We start from the raw sequence: 17,069 nt of genomic DNA on the forward strand, positions 1-17,069 counted from the left end.
TCCTCCGGCGTCGGGGCGCAACGCGTCGGTTGGTATTTGGGGTTGGTTGCCCGGCCAGCCCCGGGGACCGCGTCAAGACGCGCGGTCCCCGGCTGCGGTCTGTCATCGCCCGACCAGCTCCTCCGCCTGCTTCTGGGCCTTTTCCATCGCAGTAGCCATGTCCTGCTGGCCCTGCAGTGCGGCCAAAACTTGGCTTACAACGATGTGCCGGATGTCGGCGGTCTGCGGACCGAACCCTTTGACGATCTGTGGCACGCCGGACTCGGTCAGCTCATCGAGGACCGGAAGGAACGGAAACTTCTGCAGGCTCTCGGCGCTGCGCTCGGTCGGCGTGGCTACGCTGCTGGCGCCGAGGACTTCCTGCAGCTTGACCTGCTGGTCGGGCTTGAGCAGCCAGTTGATGAAGTCAAGCGCTGCGTCCTTGTGCTTGCTGTTTGCGTTGATGGTGATCGGTGCCAGCAAGGCCCCCTGCTTCTTTTCAGGGAACGGGATGCGGGCGACACTGAAGTTGAGGTTCGCGTTGGCCGACTTCGTAGCGGTGACATAGCCGCCGTTGTTGAGCTCCATTCCGACCTTGCCGTTGGCGAACATTTTACGGAACGTCGCGGCGTCGGCACCCTTCGGGATGACGTTCGCGTCGTAGAGCTGCTGGTACGCCTTCAAGCCCTCAATTACCTTCGGCGAGTCGATGGTCAGCTTGCCGCCATCAGACCAGTCGCCGCCGAAACCAAGCACGTAGTTGAAGATATCCTGCCAAACGCCCGCTTCCTCGGCCTGGGTCTGGCGGAAAGCAAGCCCGTAGACGTCACCCTTTGTTGTGTTCTTGGCTGTCTGGACAAACTCCTCGAACGTCTTTGGAGCCTGGGGAATGAGGTCCTTGTTGTAGAACATGCCGTAGTTCGAGTTCTCGAAGATCACACCGTAGCGGTGTTCATCAACAGTGAGGTACTTGTCGGGGCCGGGAATCAACTTCAGCTTCTGGGCGTCGATCTTGTCGTCCAGCGGTTCGAGCAGGCCTGAGGATGCTGCGGTGGAGAACTCAGGCATGTCGAAGCGGACCAGGTCCGGACCTTCACCGCCACCCATCTGGGTCAATACGGTTTGGCCGAAGGTTGGATACGGCACGGATGCAGGCTGGACGGTAACGACGTGCTGGCTGGAGTTGTACTCATCGATCAGCTTCTGAAGCCCTGGCCCGCGGCCGGGATCACCGAGCGTGGAAGCGGCGAACGTAATCGTGGCCTGCTGCGGCGTTGCGGAAGAGCCTTGAGGTTCTGACGAGCAACCCGCCAGAGTGCCCGCGCCCACAGTCAGGACGGCGAGGACTGATAGCGCCTTCGCAGCTCGGGATGAACGTAATGGCATTGCTACTCCTTTGTACGCGGCGGGAGGTGTGATTGATCACATCAAAACGTATATTACTAATAATAGGTATAAAGGCAATAGTGTCCTTCTGGGACGGTAGAGTGGGCCTTATGACCAACCTCCACTCGGAACTCGTCGACATGCTCGGGCTCCGAATAGTCCGCGGCGACTATCCCCCTGGCGCCCGCATTGACATTGACTCGCTCGAGCCTGAATTCGGAGTGAGCAAGACGGCTATCCGGGAGGCACTGCGTGTCATCCGCGAGAAGGGCCTCATTGACTCATGGCCCAAGCGGGGGACCATTGTGAATGACCGCGCGGCCTGGAAACTGCTCGACAGTGATGTCATCATGTGGCGGCGCTCCGCGCGGCGGGACGATGATCGCCTGTTGGCCGAACTGTCCCAGTTGCGGGACGTCATTGAACCGGCCGCGGCGAAACTGGCCGCCCAGTACCGGAAGCCTGAGGACATTGCGGCGCTCAGTCGATCATTCGAGGAGTTTGCGAAGGCAGGGCACGATGTTGAACGGCTTGCAGCGGCAGACCAGGACTTCCACATCAACCTGTTGCGGGCGACGCACAACGAACTGATGATGCGCCTGGACGTGGTTATTGTGCACGCCCTCAATGCGCGAAATCGTATCCAGCACCATCCCGGCGCGGACTGGCTTGATCCAGTTCCGGACCACCAGGCGGTGCTGGATGCGGTGGTGGCGGGAGATCCGGAAGCTGCCGAAGCCGCCATGCGTTTTGCCATTCGGGAGTCAGACGTGGACCTCAGCAGCGGCGAACCGGTCTTTGAAGAACCCATCGGCCACTCCGCGATCAGTACTTCGGAACCGGCGGCGCGATAGGACGCCATGCCACAGGTTAGCCAGCGGGAGGTGCGGTGGATTCGCGGACGATTACCTGGGTGGCAAGTTCCACCCTGTGGGAATCAAGGACCTCGCCGCGCACCTGGCGAAGGAGTGACCTCAGTGCCGCCCGTCCCATCTCCTCGAGGGGCTGCGCCACGGAGCTTAGTGACGGCACCGATTGCTCGCCCTGGTTGGTGCCGTCGAAGCCAATGAGGCTGATGTCTTCGGGAATCCTGATTCCATGACGCCGCGCCTCGCTGAGGACACCCAGGGCAATGGTGTCGCTTGCGGCGAAGATCGCCGTGGGCCGCCGGTCAAGTTTAAGCAGGGCCCTGAGTCCGTTGACTCCGCTCTCGGTCCGGAACCGGCCGCCCGAAACAATGTAATGCGGTTCCACCGGTACACCTTCAGCCATCAGGGCAGCCATGTACCCATGCAGCCTCGCTTGGTTGCATTCGGCACCCTGTATGCCGCCGATGTAGGCAATGCGCCGGTGCCCCAATCCCAGCAAATGCTCGGCGGCCGCCTTGCCACCCGCCCAGTTGGTGGCTCCAACGCTGACAACATCAGCTGAGGGCGGATTAAGCGGGTCGATGACGACGACGGGAATCTGGCGCCGCCGAAACGCATGCAGCTGCGCCTCACTGAAGGCCGAGGTGACCACGATCATCCCGGCCCTGCCATTTTCCAGTATCCGTTGGGCACGACGTTCCGGAGTGTGCCGTCCCGGGGTGGACTGGCCGGTCACGCTGACCAGGATTTCGACGTCGGCACCGGCTGCGAACTGCAGGATGCCATTCAGGACCTGGATCGTGTAGGCGGAGTCGAGCACGTCGATGACCACTTCAACAACAGTCCCGCTTTCCGCTGCTGCCCGGCGCTGCACAGGGGACTGGTACCCAGCCTGCTCCAGTGCAGTAAGAATCCGGGCCCTGGTCTCGGGCGCAACATCCTCCCGGCCGTTCACCACCTTCGAAACAGTGGGCGCCGAAACCCCTGCCTGCCGCGCGATGGTGGCGAGCGTCGGTTTGGTCCGTTCGGGGATCTTCGTGGGCATGAAGGTTCGCAACCTTTCGAAAGTTTGTGATCCCATTCTGGGGAACCGAATGCACGCCCGTCAAGGACACTACCCGGGGGATTCGAGAAATTTCGACCGGATTGCTCTTGACCCGGCCAGCAAACGCATTTAGTTTAGACCGTGACCCAAATTACATGGATCGAAATGTTTCGAACCTAGTAACTAGGTGATCCGCCCCTAAATGTTTGCAACGATGCAATTTCAGATGGAGAAGCAATGAAGCAATCCCAGACCTCGCGGCGCTCTTTCCTCGCCCTCGCTGCCCTTACTCCCTTTGCCGTTGCCGCAACCAGCGCCTGCGGGACGTCCGGTCCCGGCGCCTCCAGCGGCGGCGGGGGAGCCAGCATGTGGTACCTGTCCGGCGAGCCCAACCAGACCACCATGCAGAAGGCCGCAGATGCGTTCAGCTCGGCGAACCCGAATGACAAAATCACTGTCACCTATTTCCAGAACGACGCCTACAAGACCAAGATCAAGACTGCGATCGGCGCCGGCCAGGCGCCCACCATCATCTACGGCTGGGGCGGCGGTGGACTCAAGACCTACGCCGAGGCCAGCCAGGTGGAAGACCTGACCAGCTGGTTTGACGCGAACCCGGACCTGAAGAAGAAGTTCTTCCCGGCCTCCTTCGGTGCAGCCACGATCAACGGGAAGATTTACGCACTGCCCAACCAGTACGTCGCCCCGATCGTCCTTTTCTACAACAAGGAACTCTTCGCAAAGGCCGGCGTGCAGCCGCCCAAGACCTGGGACGACATCATGTCTTTGGTCAAGACCTTCAACGGCATGGGAGTGGCCCCCTTCTCCCTGGGCGGGCAGTCGCGCTGGACCTCCATGATGTGGCTCGAATACCTGCTCGACCGGATTGGCGGCCCCGACGTTTTCAAGGCCATCTTCGAAGGAAAGCCGAATGCCTGGATGGACCCTGCCGTGATCGAGACCGGCACCAAAATCCAGGAACTCGTCTCGGCGGACGGCTTCATCAAGGGTTTCTCCTCCATCACGGCGGACTCCAACGCAGACCAGGCACTTCTGTTCACGGGCAAGGCCGCCATGATGCTGCATGGTTCCTGGACGTATGGTGGCATGAAGAAGAACGGCCAGAACTTCGTCCAGGACGGAAAGCTGGGCTTCGTCAGCTTCCCCACTGTCGCAGGCGGCAAGGGCGATCCCAAGAACGGCGTTGGCAACCCCGCCTCGTACATGTCGATTTCCTCCAAGGCCACTGACAAGGAAAAGGAGACGGCGAAGAAGTTCTTCAAGGACGGAATTTTGACCGACACGGTCATTGATGCCTACATCAACTCCGGTTCCGTTCCCATCGTCAACGGCATCGAAGACAAGCTGAACAGCTCCGCGGACAAGGACTTCCTCAACTTCGTCTACGACATGGCCAAGAACGCCCCGACCTTCCAGCAGTCCTGGGACCAGGCGCTGAGCCCCACGGCCGCCGAGGCCCTGCTGAACAACATCGACCAGCTGTTCCTGAAGTCGATTACGCCGCAGCAGTTCGCCGAGAACATGAACGGCACCCTCGGGAAATGAGTAACGCCGTCTCCACTGCTCCCAGGGCAGCCGCCAGGAGAAGTGAATCCAGGGACGCCGGACAGCGCAAGGCCGCCCTGGCGTGGTTGACGCTTCCCGCGCTGTTCTTCTTCGTGGTGTTCGCCGTCATCCCGCTGGCCGGTGTGCTCATCCTCAGCTTCACCAGCTGGGACGGCATCGGTGCCATCGGGGCAGCGGGCATGGACAACTGGTTCTCCGTGTTTGCGGATCCGGTACTTTACAACGCGCTGGGCCTGACGTTCCTGATCATGATCGTCTCCTGGCTGGTCCAAACCCCCATCAGCCTCCTGCTGGGGGTGTTCACGGCCGGAAGCCAGCGCTACCGGGCCGCCCTGGCCGTGCTGTACTTCCTGCCCCTGCTGCTCTCATCCGCTGCTGTCGCCATCGCCTTCAAGGCCCTGCTGGATCCCAACTTCGGCCTGGCAACCGGACTGGGGCTGCCGTTCCTGGCGCAGGACTGGCTGGGGGTGCCGCACCTGGCGCTCGGCCTGGTCATCTTTGTCATCGCCTGGCAATTCGTCCCGTTCCACACCCTCATCTACCAAGGCGGCGTGCGGCAGATTCCGAAGTCTCTCTACGAGGCAGCCCAGATCGACGGAGCGGGGACCGTGAAGCAGTTCTTCCACATCACCCTCCCCCAGCTGAAGTACACCATCATCACGTCGTCCACGCTGATGGTGGTGGGTTCGCTGACCTACTTCGACCTGATCTTCGTCCTCACCGGCGGCGGACCGGGAAACTCCACGCGGATCCTGGCGCTGGACATGTACCTGCGGGGCTTCCGGGCAAACCTGATGGGCCCTGCCAGCGTCATCGCCGTCATTCTCGTCATCATTGGCCTTGCACTTGCCTTGTTCCTCCAGCGTCTTGGTGGCAAGGACAAGCAGGGCAGCCAATTGGAAGGTTTGTAGGGTGAGCACCGTATTGAAAAGCAGCACGGAGGAGGCTGCCGCCGGCTCCCCCACCAACGCCTCAAGGCCCAAGCGGGGCCTCGGCCAACGGCTGAGCCGGCTCAACATCCCGGGAGGACTGGGCGGCTGGATCTGGCTGGCCATCATCATCCTGCCGATCTACTACGTGGTCATCACCAGCCTGAAGACCCAGGCCGGCTACTTCGGCCAGAATCCCCTCGCGGTGCCCACGTCACCGACGCTGGAGAACTACCAATTGGTTCTGGAGAAGGATTTCGCAACGTACTTCATGAACAGCGCCATCGTCACGCTCGGTTCCGTGATTCCCACCGTGCTGATCTCCTTCATGGCCTCGTTCGCGATCGTCCGCGGCAGCGGTAGGTTCCTCAAGCTGGTCAACGGCATGTTCCTCATGGGGCTGGCCATCCCGCTTCAGGCAACGATTATCCCCATCTACCTCATGATCATCCGGCTCAACCTGTATGACAGCCTGCTGGCCCTGATGCTGCCATCCATCGCCTTTGCCATCCCGCTGACGGTGTTGATCCTGTCCAACTTCATTCGTGATGTCCCGAACGAGCTGTTCGAGTCCATGCGGCTGGACGGCTGCAGCGAGTGGCAGACAATGTGGCGGCTCGCCCTGCCCCTAACCCGCCCGGCCATCGTGACCGTTGCCATTTACAACGGCCTGCATGTCTGGAACGGGTTCCTGCTTCCCCTGGTCCTCACCCAGAGCCCGGGCCTGCGGGTCCTGCCCCTGGGCCTGTGGACCTTCCAGGGCGAGTTCAGCGTCAACATCCCGGCCGTGCTTGCCTCCGTGATGCTCAGTACGTTGCCCATCCTGGTGCTTTACGTCATCGGCCGCCGCCAGCTCCTCGCGGGCCTGACGGCCGGCTTCAGCAAGTAGAAAGGAACCCCGATGACCGGGACCAAACCCCTGCGCGTGGGGATGGTGGGCTACGCCTTCATGGGTGCCGCCCACTCCCACGCCTGGCGCACGGCACCACGGTTCTTCGACCTGCCGCTGCAGCCACAGCTCACCGCGGTGGCCGGCAGGAATGCCGACGGCGTTCGCGCGGCGGCAGACAAACTGGGCTGGGAGTCCGTGGAGACAGACTGGCGGCGCCTGATCGAGCGCGACGACATCGACCTCATCGACATCTGCACACCCGGCAACACCCACGCGGAAATAGCCATCGCCGCCCTCGAAGCCGGGAAGCACGTGCTGTGCGAGAAGCCGCTGGCCAACTCCGTGGAGGAAGCTGAGCGGATGACGCTGGCTGCCGAGACCGCCGCCAAGCATGGCGTGTTCTCCATGTGCGGCTTCAGCTACCGCCGCACCCCCGCACTGGCGCTGGCCAAGCGGTTCGTGGAACAAGGCAGGCTCGGCGAAATACGGCATGTCCGGGCCCAGTACCTGCAGGACTGGCTCTCGGACGCCAACGCCCCCATGACCTGGCGGCTGGACAAGAGCAAGTCCGGCTCCGGATCCCTGGGCGACATCGGAGCCCACAGCATCGACGCCGCGCAGTGGGTCACGGGCCAAAACATCAGCGGGGTATCGGCCATGCTGGAAACCTTTGTCCGGGAGCGTCCGCTTGCCGGCGACCTGGTGGGCCTTGGCGGCCACGGCGACCTCAGCAGCGACTCCCCACGCGGGAAGGTCACCGTGGATGATGCGGCCATTTTCAGCGCAAAGTTCGACGGCGGCGCGTCCGCGGGTGCCATCGGCGTCTTCGAGGCAACGCGTTACGCCCTGGGCAGGAAGAACGCCATGCGGCTGGAGGTCAACGGCACGAAGGGTTCCCTCGCCTTTGATTTCGAGGACATGAACGTCCTGTCCTTCTATGACGCAGCCGAGTCCCCGGACGCCGGTTTCCGCCGGATCTTCGTCACGGAGCCTGAGCACCCCTACGTCGGACACTGGTGGCCGACCGGCCACGGCCTGGGCTACGAGCACGGCTTTACCCACCAGGTGGTGGACCTGGTCACGGCCATCGGCGAAGGCCGCCAGCCGGAACCGTCCTTCGCCGATGCCCTGCAGGTGCAGCGGGTCCTCGCGGCAGTGGAGTCCAGCGCCGCAAATGCCAGCCAGTGGCAAAAAGTCTGAGCGCACCGAGCTTCAAGCAACCAAGGAACACACATGACACGACCAATCACGCTGTTCACCGGGCAATGGGCCGACCTTCCCTTTGAGGAGGTGGCCCGGCTCGCCGGCGAGTGGGGCTTTGACGGGCTGGAGATTGCCTGCTGGGGCGACCACCTTGACCCCCGCCGGGCCGCGGAGGACGACAACTACCTCCAGGGCCGGCTGGACATCCTTGAGAAGAACAACCTCAAGGTCTTCGCCATCGCCAACCACCTGACCGGCCAGGCCGTGTGCGATGACCCCATCGATGAGCGCCACCAGGGCATCCTGTCAGCAGAAATCTGGGGCAACGGCGAGCCTGAAGGAGTTCGCCGCCGGGCAGCAGAAGCCATGAAAGACACCGCCCGTGCGGCCGCACGGCTTGGCGTCAAGACCGTGACGGGGTTCACCGGCTCCTCCATCTGGAAGGCTGTGGCCATGTTCCCGCCGGCGTCCCAGGCAATGGTCGACGCCGGATACCAGGACTTCGCGGACCGTTGGAACCCCATCCTGGACGTCTTTGATGAGGAGGGTGTCCGGTTCGCCCTGGAAGTCCACCCGTCCGAAATCGCCTACGACTACTGGACGGCGAAACGGACCCTTGAGGCGATCGGCCACAGGGAGAATTTCGGCCTTAACTTCGATCCCTCCCACTTCATCTGGCAGGACCTAGATCCCGTGATGTTCCTGCAGGACTTCGCGGACAGGATCTTCCACGTGCACGTGAAGGAGTCCGTCCGCCAGCTGGACGGCCGCAACGGCCGTCTCGGCTCGCACCTGGCCTGGGCAGATCCGCGGCGGGGCTGGGACTTTGTCACCGCGGGGCACGGGGACGTGCAGTGGAACCGGATTTTCCGGACGCTGAACGCCATCGGCTACGAAGGCCCCACCAGCATCGAGTGGGAGGACGCCGGCATGGACCGCCTGGTCGGCGCCCCGCAGGCGCTGGCCATGGTCCAGGACCTGGCCCGGATCGCCCCGCCGGCCGCCGCCTTCGACGCAGCTTTTTCCAGCCGCTGAAACCAGCGCCCTACATTAAGGAACCACTTCATGACCGAGAATAAAACAGCCCTCGTGGTCCGGGGCGGCTGGGACGGACACCAGCCCTATGAAGCCACCGAGCTCTTCATCCCCTTCCTCAAGGACAACGGCTACGACGTCCGGGTGGAGGAATCGCCCAAGGTCTACGCCGACGCCGGATACATGGCAGGCGTGGACCTGATCATGCAGTGCATGACCATGACCACCATCGAAAAGGAGGAGTTCGCCGGGCTGCGGGCAGCCGTGGAAAACGGCACCGGCCTGGCCGGCTGGCACGGCGGCATCGCCGATTCCTACCGGAACAACTCCGATTACCTCCACCTGATCGGCGGCCAGTTCGCCTGCCACCCCGGCAAGCACCCGGACGAGCGCACCGGCGAGCAGTCGGACAACTACGTCCCCTACACCGTCAACATGCTCCCCGCAGCCGCGGAACACCCCATCACCAAAGGCATCAAGGACTTTGACCTGGTCACCGAGCAGTACTGGGTCCTCTCGGACGACTACATCGACGTCCTGGCCACCACCACCCAGAAGGTCCGCGAGTGGGACCCGTGGAACCGGGAAGTGACCTCCCCTGCCATCTGGACCCGCCAGTGGGGCAAGGGCCGCATCTTCGTGGCCACCCCGGGGCACCGCGTGGAAATCCTCCAGGACCGGAACGTTCGCACCATCATCGAAAGGGGCCTGCTGTGGGCAAGCCGTTGAAAGTCGGAATCATTGGCTGCGGAGCCATCATCGTCCAGTACCTCGCCAATTTCCGGCGGCTGGACCAGATCCAGCTGGTAGCCGTGGCGGACCTGGATCCGGCACGTGCCCAGGCGGTGGCGGATGACTACGACGGCGTCCGCGCCCTCTCCGTGGACGAACTGCTCGCGGCCGACGACGTGGAACTGGTGCTGAACCTGACCATTCCGGCCGCGCATGCGGACGTGGCACTGAAAGCGATCGCCGCCGGAAAAAGCGTGTACGGCGAGAAACCCCTCGCCGCCACAACTGCCGAGGCGCGCCAGGTGCTGGACGCAGCGCGGGCGGCGGGCGTCGCCGTCGGCTGTGCTCCCGACACCGTCCTGGGCACCGGCATCCAGACCGCACGTAAGGCAATCGACGACGGGCTCATCGGCGCCCCCATTTCGGCGTCGGCAACCATGGTGACCCCGGGTCACGAGCGGTGGCACCCGAATCCGGACTTCTACTACCAGCCCGGCGGCGGCCCGCTGCTGGACATGGGCCCCTACTACGTCACGGCCCTCGTAACCCTGCTGGGGCCGGTGGTCTCCGTCCTTGGCGCGGCCAGCCACACCCGGGATGAACGCACCATCGGCTCCGGGCCCCGCCAGGGTGAGAAGGTACCGGTCACCATCGATTCACACGTGACCGGCGTCCTGGTCCACGCCTCCGGCGCGCTGTCCACCCTGTTCATGAGCTTCGATGCCGTGAAGTCGAAGTCGCCGAACATCGAGATCCACGGCGAGCGCGGGTCCCTGGTGGTCCCGGATCCCAACCACTTTGACGGCGACGTCCAGCTGTTCTCCCTCGGCGCCGAGGACTGGGAAACTTTGCCCGCCTCCGCAGGGTATGTCGATTCCGGCCGCGGATTCGGCATCGCCGACCTGGCCGCCACCCAGCCGGACAAGGAGCCCCGGGCGGGCGGTGCCCTGGCCTACCACGTCCTGGAGGTCATGGAATCCGTCCTCGACTCCGCGCACAAGGGCACAGCCGTGTCCATCCAGAGCACCGTCGAACGGCCGGAAAGCGTCACGCTTACTGTCCTGGCCGAACAGGCGGACGCGCTGCAGTCCCAGTAACCGGCTGACAGGAACCGCGCCGCCGGTTGCAGTACGGGCTAGCGCAGCTCGTCGCTGATGGCAGCGCGGTTCCTGCCCAGGGACTTGGCCCGGTACAGGGCGGCATCCGCTGAGCCGATGAGCTCGTCCACGTCGGAGGTCCCGCCGTCGTAGGTGGAAATGCCGTAACTCGCCGTGGGCATCTCCATGCCGTCCGGGGTGGCCGCACCGGCCATGCGCCTGCTGATTTCCTCGGCAATCGTCTCGGCCCGTGCGGCGTTTGCCCCCGGAACCAGGATGACGAACTCCTCCCCGCCATACCTTCCGGTGAGGTCGGTGGAACGCACGGTGGCAACGCAGGCGTCAGCGAAAGCCTGCAGCGCCAGGTCGCCTGCCGCATGGCCATAGGTATCATTGACGGTTTTGAAGTGGTCAAGGTCCGCCAGGATCAACGCTCCGGAGCCGCCGGTAATGGTACGGTCGGCCAACTGCTCGGCGGCCAGGTCCAGGAACGCCTTGCGGTTCAGGAGCCCGGTCAGGTCGTCCCGGGTGGCCACCACGCGCAGGGCGCGCGTCTGTTGTTCGGTGCTCAACGCGGCCATGCTGAAGGAAACCACCACCAGCAGCACCATGGTCACCAGGGTGGTCACGCCCGAACCAAAGACGGTGACGAAAACGGGACCGTCCTGGCCCTCCACCAGGAACGCGAGCCAGCGGAAGAAGTAGAAAACGCTGAGCCCTGCGGCGGCCACAGCCATGGGGATGCGGACCCGTGAATAACCCGGTTCAAGACGCCAAAGCTCGCGGGACGCCAACCCAACGGTCAGGCTCATGGCGGCAAGGAACACGGGCCCGCCGGACCAGGTGTTGGTCGCGGGATGGTCCAGCAGGGAGGCCACCAGGGTGACCAACGGTATTCCGGTAAAGGCCCACCTGGGCGGCCGGACGTTCCGCAGCGACCGCGCACCGGCCCACACTGCAACTCCGCCGTGAACCAGCAGGGTGTTCCCCACCGGGTTGGCCCACGCCTGGTGGGCCGTACCGTCCAGGAGGAAGCAGCCCGATCCGGACAGGAAGAACAGCAAGGCGCCGCACCACCAGGCGCTGTAGGGCGAGCGCGTCACCCGGTACGCGGAAAAGTAGAAGAGGACCACCAGCACCAGGGCCATGAGGCCAAAAGCGATGCGCAGGGTCGCCGTGTCCAGAACCATGTGCCAGAAGTCCCCCCAGAAGCCTCAACGTTGCCACGCAAGTATCGCACCCGCCCACACGGTGTGGAACCATTCCTACCCCTCACCGGGACCCCTCAAACTCGCCTAGGGTGGCAGGTACCACCGGACCACGAAAGGCCTGACATGCTCCTTCTCTTCGGTTTCAAGACCGTCCACAAGGCCCTGCCGGGCCGGACGGCAACCTGCCCGCACTGCGGCAGTTTCGTCCATCACCTCCTGGATGAGCAGGCCACCAAGTTCACGCTGTTCTTCATTCCTGTGCTCACGGTGTCCCGCAAATTCCGGATCACCTGTACCAACTGCGGCTATGTCTCGTCCATCACCGGCCGGCAGAAACGGGCACTGGAACTTCGGCGGTAGAAGCACCCGGGAACTTCCCGAGTGCCCGCGAAGTTGAACCGGATATGGACGACCCCCCTTCACACATGCCCTGGCCCCTCTGCCGCCTGACCGGATCACCGGCCACCACAGGAGAGGGGCGCCCCAATGTATGAATGGATCATGCTGGGCATCGGCCTGGTCCTGACCGTCGGCACCGGCTTCTTCGTCGCCTCGGAGTTCGCGTTGGTGAATCTGGACCGGCATGACCTCGAAGCCCGCCAGGCCCGCGGCGAGAAGCACCTGGGCACCACCATCAAAGCCCTGCGGATCACGTCCACCCACCTGTCCGGAGCGCAGCTGGGCATCACGCTGACCACCCTCCTGACGGGCTACACCTTCGAACCGGCCATCAGCCGGATGCTCAGCGGCCCCCTGCAGTCAGCAGGTGTGGCCGAAGCCCTGGTGCCCGCCGTCGGTTCCGTCGCCGGCATCTTCCTGGCCACGGTCTTTTCGATGGTGGTGGGCGAGCTTGTCCCCAAGAACTTCGCCCTGGCCCTGCCGCTGGCCACCGCCAAGGTGGTGGTTCCGTTCCAGGCCCTCTTCACGGCCGTGTTCAAACCAGTGATCCTGCTGTTCAACAACACCGCCAACAGGATCATCCGCGGCTTCGGCATCGAACCCAAGGAAGAGCTCTCGGGCGCCCGCAGTGCGGAGGAGCTGAGCTCCCTGGTGCGCCGCTCCGCCGTCGAAGGCGTCCTGGACCTGGACCACGCCACCCTGCTGCGCCGCACCCTGCGTTTCTCCGGGTACAGCGCCGCAGATGTGATGACCCCCCGCGTCCGGATGGCCGCCGTGGGCGCCGCCGATACCGCGGCGGACATCGTGGCCCTCGCCACGGCCACCGGCTACTCCCGGTTTCCGGTGATCGGCCGGGACCGGGATGACGTGCTGGGCCTCCTGCACGTCAAGCAGGCGTTCGCCGTCGCCCTTGACCGGCGGGCAAGCACCAACGCTGCGGAGCTCATGATCGAACCGCTCCGGGTGCCTGAATCCATGGGCGTGGACACCCTCCTGGGCCTGTTGCGGCGCCAGGGGCTCCAAGTGGCCATCGTCTCCGACGAGTACGGCGGCACCGCCGGGATCGTCACGCTGGAGGACCTGGTGGAGGAGATCGTGGGCGAGCTGGAGGATGAACACGACCGGGCACGGGCAGGCGTTGTCCGCGTGGGCCGGTCCGTCACGTTCGATGCCGAGCTGCGGCCGGACGAACTGCTGGACCGCACCGGCATCGAGGTGCCGGACGGGGATGAGTACGACACCGTGGGCGGGTTTGTCACGGACCGGCTGGACCGCCTGCCCGAGCTGGGCGATGAGGTGGAGGTCGACGGCGGCACCCTCCGCGTGGAGCGCGCGGCAGGGATGCATGTGGAACGGCTGCGGTTCACCCCCGCCGCGTCCGGCGAACCGCCGCGCAGCCCGCATGACCGGATCATCGACAGCCTGACCCAGGAGCTGACCCATGAGTGAATACCTTCCCGGCATCATCTGGCTGGCGGTGCTCCTGGTGGTGAACGGCTTCTTTGTTGGTGCGGAATTCGCCGTCATCTCCGCCCGCCGCTCCCAGATCGAGCCCAGGGCCGAGGCCGGCAGCAAAGCCGCCAAAACCACGCTGTGGGCCATGGAACATGCCACCCTCATGCTGGCCACCAGCCAGCTTGGCATCACCGTCTGTTCACTGGTCATCCTGAACGTGTCCGAGCCCGCCATCCACCACCTCGTGGAAGTCCCGCTCGGCCTGACGCCGCTGCCCGCCGGGGCGATCGGCGTCGTCGCGTTCGTTGTGGCGCTGCTGCTGGTGACGTTCCTGCACGTGGTGGTGGGCGAGATGGTGCCCAAGAACATCTCCTTCTCGGTTCCCACCCGGGCGGCCCTCCTGCTCGCTCCGCCGCTGGTGATGGTGGCCAGGGTGTTCAAACCGGTGATCTGGACGCTGAACGGGATTGCCAACTCCATCCTCCGGCTGTTCCGGGTGGAGCCCAAGGACGAGGCCACCAGCGCCTACACCCTGGACGAGGTGGCCACCATCGTCGAGCAGTCCACCCGGGACGGCATGCTGAAGGACACCACGGGCACCCTGACCAACGCGTTCGAGTTCACCGCCAAGACGGTGGCCGATGTGCAGGTGCCGATGGCGGACATGGTGCTGCTGCCGGAGTCCGCCACCCCGGCGGACATCCAGCGGGCGGTGGCGGGGCACGGCTACTCCCGGTACATCCTGACCAATGGCGCCGGGGAACCTGGCGGCTACCTGCACCTCAAGGACGTCATGGACCTCACCACGGCGGAAAAGTTCGACCGGCCGGTTCCGGCCAAGCGGATCCGGCGCTTGGCCTCGGCCTTCGCCGGGGCGGACCTTGAGGACGCGCTGGCGGCAATGCGCCGGACCGGCGCCCACGTGGCCCGGGTGTTCGACACCGATGGCAGGACCACCGGGATGCTCTTCCTCGAGGACATCATTGAGGAGCTGGTGGGCGAAGTGCAGGACGCCACCAGCGCTTAGCCGCTTCATAAAGGGGGCGCGGGCCAGGGGAATCCGCGCCCCTTTTTGCGCGCCAGGCTATAGCCCCCGACGGCGGTGGCCGCTAAAGTAGGACGCGGTCCCGCCCTGCCGTCCCCGGCAGGAGGACGGAAACCGCACGAGGGAATGGAGGTGGTTTTGATGACTGCAGTTGCCGCGCGCCCTGAGCGCCACGCACCCATCACATCAACCATCCCGCCCGGCTGCACTCGCCTTTCCTGACCTGCCCGTCCGGCAGTCCTGCCAGTGCACCGGGGAAATCCCAAGGAATCAACCGTGCATACTTCTTCAGGCAACCCCCTGGACACCGCCGCAAGCACCAGGCAACCAGCGCGGGGCCCGGCCGCCTACGGCTACACGTCCGCCGTCCACCGCCACTTCGAGCAGCATCCGTGCCCGGGCGCCACCGAGCCTGGGCGGGTGGTCCGCGTGGACCGCACCCTGCTGCTCGTTGGCGTCACCGACGGGCTGCTGCACCTGCCCTACCCGCTGTCCGGCGAGCCGGCTGTCACGGGCGACTGGGTCTGGATCGGCCCCAACCGGGCCGGCGAACGGCAGATCCTGGCCATCCTTCCCCGCCGCTCCGAGCTCAGCCGCAAACGTGCGTTCGAGGACTCCTCCGCGGAGCAGGTCCTGGCCGCGAACATGGACACCGTGGGCGTGGTGGTGCCCGTGGACCGGCCCCTGACGCACAACCGGCTGGAACGCACCCTCGTTGCCGCGTGGGATTCCGGCGCCACCCCGCTGGTGATCGTCACCAAGGCGGACCTTGCGCAGGTGGCGGACGACGTCGTCGGGAAAGTCATCCTGCAGGCGGCAGGAGTGGAAGTGGTCACCACCTCCGCCGAAAACGGCGACGGCATCGATGAACTCATGGCGCGCATTCCACCGGGTGGAACCATCGTGCTCCTGGGTCCGTCCGGTGCCGGCAAATCAACCTTGATCAATGCCTTGGTGGGCCGCGAAGTCCAACAAACCGGGGAAGTGCGGTCCGGGGACTTCAAGGGCAAGCACACCACCACCGCCCGCGAGCTGGTGCCGCTTTCCAACGGGACCGTGTTGATGGATACGCCAGGGGTGCGCGGATTCGGGCTGTTCGATGCCGGGGAAGGCGTGGACGCGATGTTCGGCGACGTGGAGGAACTGGCCGCCGGTTGCCGCTTCGCTGACTGCACCCATGGGAATGAACCCGGTTGCGCGGTCCGTGAAGCGATTGACAGCGGTGTCCTGGCCGAGCGCCGCTGGAACTCCTACCTGAAGATGCAGCGGGAACTGGCGGCGCTGGCACGCCGCTCCGATGTGGCCGCGCAGCGCGCCTACCAGCGTGAGTGGCACCAGAAGGTGGTCTCTGCGGGAAAGTCGCAGCGCTGGGCTGAGCGCGAGGGCTCCGAACGCGCGAACCGGAAGGGAGGGAAGGACCGGAAGCGGAAGCGGTAGGGCCTCATTCCAGTGTCGGGGGCGGGGAGTAGGGTTCGGTCATGGACATCATCCTGGTACCCGGTTTCTGGTTGGACGCGTCGTCGTGGGAGGAGGTGACACCTGCCCTCGAAGCAGCGGGGCTCCGGACCCACCCCCTCACGCTGCCGGGGAAGGAATCGGCAGGCGCCAGCCGGGCGGGCATCACCCTGCAGGACCACATAGACGCTGTGGTTGCCGTGATCGACCGGATGCCCGGCAAGGTGGTCCTGGTGGGTCATTCCGGGGGCGGGGCCATCATCCACGGGGCGGTGGACGCGCGGCCGGACAAGGTGGAGCGTGCCATTTACGTGGACAGCGGACCCTTGGGCGAGGGCGGCGTCATCAATGACGAGTTGGCCGCCGAGGGAGATGACGTGCCGCTGCCACCCTGGGAAAGTTTTGACGACGCCGACCTGATGGACCTCGACGACGGCCTCCGCCAGGCGTTCCGCGCACGTGCCGTTCCCGAGCCCCGCGGCGTTGCCTACGGCAGGCAGCACCTGCATGACGAGCGCCGTTATAACGTGGCCGCCACCGTCATCGCCTGCGAGTTTCCGTCCGTGGTGCTCCGCGAATGGATCGCGGCGGGCAGTCCGTTCGTGGCGGAACTCGCCCGGGTCCGTGATGTGGAGTATGTCGACCTGCCAACAGGCCACTGGCCGCAGTTCACCAAACCGGACCAGCTGGCACAGGCCATCCTCGCAGCGGTTGACCGGACCGGCAGCAACTAAAACGACATACTCTTGC

Annotated in this window: 16 protein-coding genes; 13 read left to right on the top strand and 3 right to left on the bottom strand. The window is 64.7% G+C overall.

Annotated elements, in window-relative coordinates; genetic code table 11:
• Positions 1-102 precede the first annotated feature (102 nt).
• Positions 103-1,308 (bottom strand): ABC transporter substrate-binding protein, encoded by a 1,206-nt coding sequence (locus QFZ57_RS04600; protein ID WP_306629269.1) that lies wholly within the window; start codon positions 1,306-1,308, stop codon positions 103-105.
• Positions 1,309-1,475: 167 nt separating this feature from the next.
• Between QFZ57_RS04600 and QFZ57_RS04605 the strand changes: the two genes are divergently transcribed.
• Complete coding sequence (locus QFZ57_RS04605) at positions 1,476-2,219, top strand: FadR/GntR family transcriptional regulator (protein ID WP_306629270.1); 744 nt, start codon at positions 1,476-1,478, stop codon at positions 2,217-2,219.
• A gap of 16 nt (positions 2,220-2,235) precedes the next feature.
• On the opposite strand, the gene QFZ57_RS04610 is transcribed toward QFZ57_RS04605, so the two are convergent.
• Positions 2,236-3,279, bottom strand: coding sequence for a LacI family DNA-binding transcriptional regulator (locus QFZ57_RS04610; protein ID WP_306629271.1), 1,044 nt, complete (start codon positions 3,277-3,279; stop codon positions 2,236-2,238).
• Between the two features lie 237 nt (positions 3,280-3,516).
• On the opposite strand from QFZ57_RS04610, the gene QFZ57_RS04615 reads away from it, so the two are divergent.
• The 7 genes from QFZ57_RS04615 to QFZ57_RS04645 are packed head-to-tail and all read left to right on the top strand — an operon-like array spanning position 3,517 to position 10,754.
• On the top strand, positions 3,517-4,845 hold the full coding sequence (locus tag QFZ57_RS04615; protein ID WP_306898335.1) for an extracellular solute-binding protein: 1,329 nt from the start codon (positions 3,517-3,519) through the stop codon (positions 4,843-4,845).
• Positions 4,842-5,777 carry a carbohydrate ABC transporter permease gene (locus tag QFZ57_RS04620; protein ID WP_306629273.1) on the top strand — a complete coding sequence of 312 codons (936 nt, stop codon included), beginning with the start codon at positions 4,842-4,844 and terminating at the stop codon, positions 5,775-5,777. Before QFZ57_RS04615 ends, QFZ57_RS04620 begins: the two co-directional genes overlap by 4 nt.
• A 1-nt stretch (position 5,778) precedes the next feature.
• Positions 5,779-6,684, top strand: coding sequence for a carbohydrate ABC transporter permease (locus tag QFZ57_RS04625; RefSeq protein WP_306629274.1), 906 nt, complete (start codon positions 5,779-5,781; stop codon positions 6,682-6,684).
• 12 nt (positions 6,685-6,696) lie between these two features.
• A complete protein-coding gene (locus tag QFZ57_RS04630) occupies positions 6,697-7,887 on the top strand; it encodes a Gfo/Idh/MocA family protein (protein WP_306898341.1) in 1,191 nt (396 codons plus the stop codon).
• Between the two features lie 33 nt (positions 7,888-7,920).
• Positions 7,921-8,925, top strand: coding sequence for a sugar phosphate isomerase/epimerase family protein (locus QFZ57_RS04635; RefSeq protein WP_306629276.1), 1,005 nt, complete (start codon positions 7,921-7,923; stop codon positions 8,923-8,925).
• Positions 8,926-8,955: 30 nt separating this feature from the next.
• On the top strand, positions 8,956-9,654 hold the full coding sequence (locus tag QFZ57_RS04640; RefSeq protein WP_306629277.1) for a ThuA domain-containing protein: 699 nt from the start codon (positions 8,956-8,958) through the stop codon (positions 9,652-9,654).
• Positions 9,639-10,754 carry a Gfo/Idh/MocA family protein gene (locus tag QFZ57_RS04645; protein ID WP_306898344.1) on the top strand — a complete coding sequence of 372 codons (1,116 nt, stop codon included), beginning with the start codon at positions 9,639-9,641 and terminating at the stop codon, positions 10,752-10,754. Before QFZ57_RS04640 ends, QFZ57_RS04645 begins: the two co-directional genes overlap by 16 nt.
• Before the next feature lie 38 nt (positions 10,755-10,792).
• On the opposite strand, the gene QFZ57_RS04650 is transcribed toward QFZ57_RS04645, so the two are convergent.
• Complete coding sequence (locus QFZ57_RS04650; RefSeq protein WP_306629279.1) at positions 10,793-11,944, bottom strand: GGDEF domain-containing protein; 1,152 nt, start codon at positions 11,942-11,944, stop codon at positions 10,793-10,795.
• Between the two features lie 144 nt (positions 11,945-12,088).
• Here QFZ57_RS04650 and QFZ57_RS04655 point away from each other — a divergent pair, with 144 nt between their 5' ends.
• The 5 genes from QFZ57_RS04655 (at position 12,089) to QFZ57_RS04675 (ending at position 17,053) form a co-directional block, all read left to right on the top strand.
• A complete protein-coding gene (locus QFZ57_RS04655; protein ID WP_306629280.1) occupies positions 12,089-12,325 on the top strand; it encodes a zinc-ribbon domain-containing protein in 237 nt (78 codons plus the stop codon).
• Positions 12,326-12,451: 126 nt separating this feature from the next.
• Positions 12,452-13,813 (top strand): hemolysin family protein, encoded by a 1,362-nt coding sequence (locus QFZ57_RS04660; protein ID WP_306898347.1) that lies wholly within the window; start codon positions 12,452-12,454, stop codon positions 13,811-13,813.
• A complete protein-coding gene (locus QFZ57_RS04665; RefSeq protein WP_306898350.1) occupies positions 13,806-14,846 on the top strand; it encodes a hemolysin family protein in 1,041 nt (346 codons plus the stop codon). Before QFZ57_RS04660 ends, QFZ57_RS04665 begins: the two co-directional genes overlap by 8 nt.
• A 294-nt stretch (positions 14,847-15,140) precedes the next feature.
• Positions 15,141-16,301, top strand: a complete 1,161-nt coding sequence (rsgA, locus tag QFZ57_RS04670) for a ribosome small subunit-dependent GTPase A (RefSeq protein WP_306898352.1) — start codon at positions 15,141-15,143, stop codon at positions 16,299-16,301.
• A gap of 41 nt (positions 16,302-16,342) precedes the next feature.
• Complete coding sequence (locus QFZ57_RS04675; RefSeq protein WP_306898353.1) at positions 16,343-17,053, top strand: alpha/beta fold hydrolase; 711 nt, start codon at positions 16,343-16,345, stop codon at positions 17,051-17,053.
• Positions 17,054-17,069: the final 16 nt, after the last annotated feature.

The organism is Arthrobacter sp. B1I2, assembly GCF_030816485.1.
In the GTDB taxonomy this organism is placed as follows: Bacteria; Actinomycetota; Actinomycetes; order Actinomycetales; family Micrococcaceae; genus Arthrobacter.

What these genes read in the sequence shown, in the direction of transcription:
- QFZ57_RS04605 (WP_306629270.1), top strand. Translation starts at nt 1,476, where the DNA reads ATGACCAACCTCCACTCGGAACTCGTCGACATGCTCGGGCTCCGAATA.
- QFZ57_RS04610 (WP_306629271.1), bottom strand. Translation starts at nt 3,279, where the DNA reads ATGCCCACGAAGATCCCCGAACGGACCAAACCGACGCTCGCCACCATC.
- QFZ57_RS04615 (WP_306898335.1), top strand. Translation starts at nt 3,517, where the DNA reads ATGAAGCAATCCCAGACCTCGCGGCGCTCTTTCCTCGCCCTCGCTGCC.
- QFZ57_RS04620 (WP_306629273.1), top strand. Translation starts at nt 4,842, where the DNA reads ATGAGTAACGCCGTCTCCACTGCTCCCAGGGCAGCCGCCAGGAGAAGT.
- QFZ57_RS04630 (WP_306898341.1), top strand. Translation starts at nt 6,697, where the DNA reads ATGACCGGGACCAAACCCCTGCGCGTGGGGATGGTGGGCTACGCCTTC.
- QFZ57_RS04635 (WP_306629276.1), top strand. Translation starts at nt 7,921, where the DNA reads ATGACACGACCAATCACGCTGTTCACCGGGCAATGGGCCGACCTTCCC.
- QFZ57_RS04640 (WP_306629277.1), top strand. Translation starts at nt 8,956, where the DNA reads ATGACCGAGAATAAAACAGCCCTCGTGGTCCGGGGCGGCTGGGACGGA.
- QFZ57_RS04650 (WP_306629279.1), bottom strand. Translation starts at nt 11,944, where the DNA reads ATGGTTCTGGACACGGCGACCCTGCGCATCGCTTTTGGCCTCATGGCC.
- QFZ57_RS04655 (WP_306629280.1), top strand. Translation starts at nt 12,089, where the DNA reads ATGCTCCTTCTCTTCGGTTTCAAGACCGTCCACAAGGCCCTGCCGGGC.
- QFZ57_RS04660 (WP_306898347.1), top strand. Translation starts at nt 12,452, where the DNA reads ATGTATGAATGGATCATGCTGGGCATCGGCCTGGTCCTGACCGTCGGC.
- QFZ57_RS04665 (WP_306898350.1), top strand. Translation starts at nt 13,806, where the DNA reads ATGAGTGAATACCTTCCCGGCATCATCTGGCTGGCGGTGCTCCTGGTG.
- QFZ57_RS04675 (WP_306898353.1), top strand. Translation starts at nt 16,343, where the DNA reads ATGGACATCATCCTGGTACCCGGTTTCTGGTTGGACGCGTCGTCGTGG.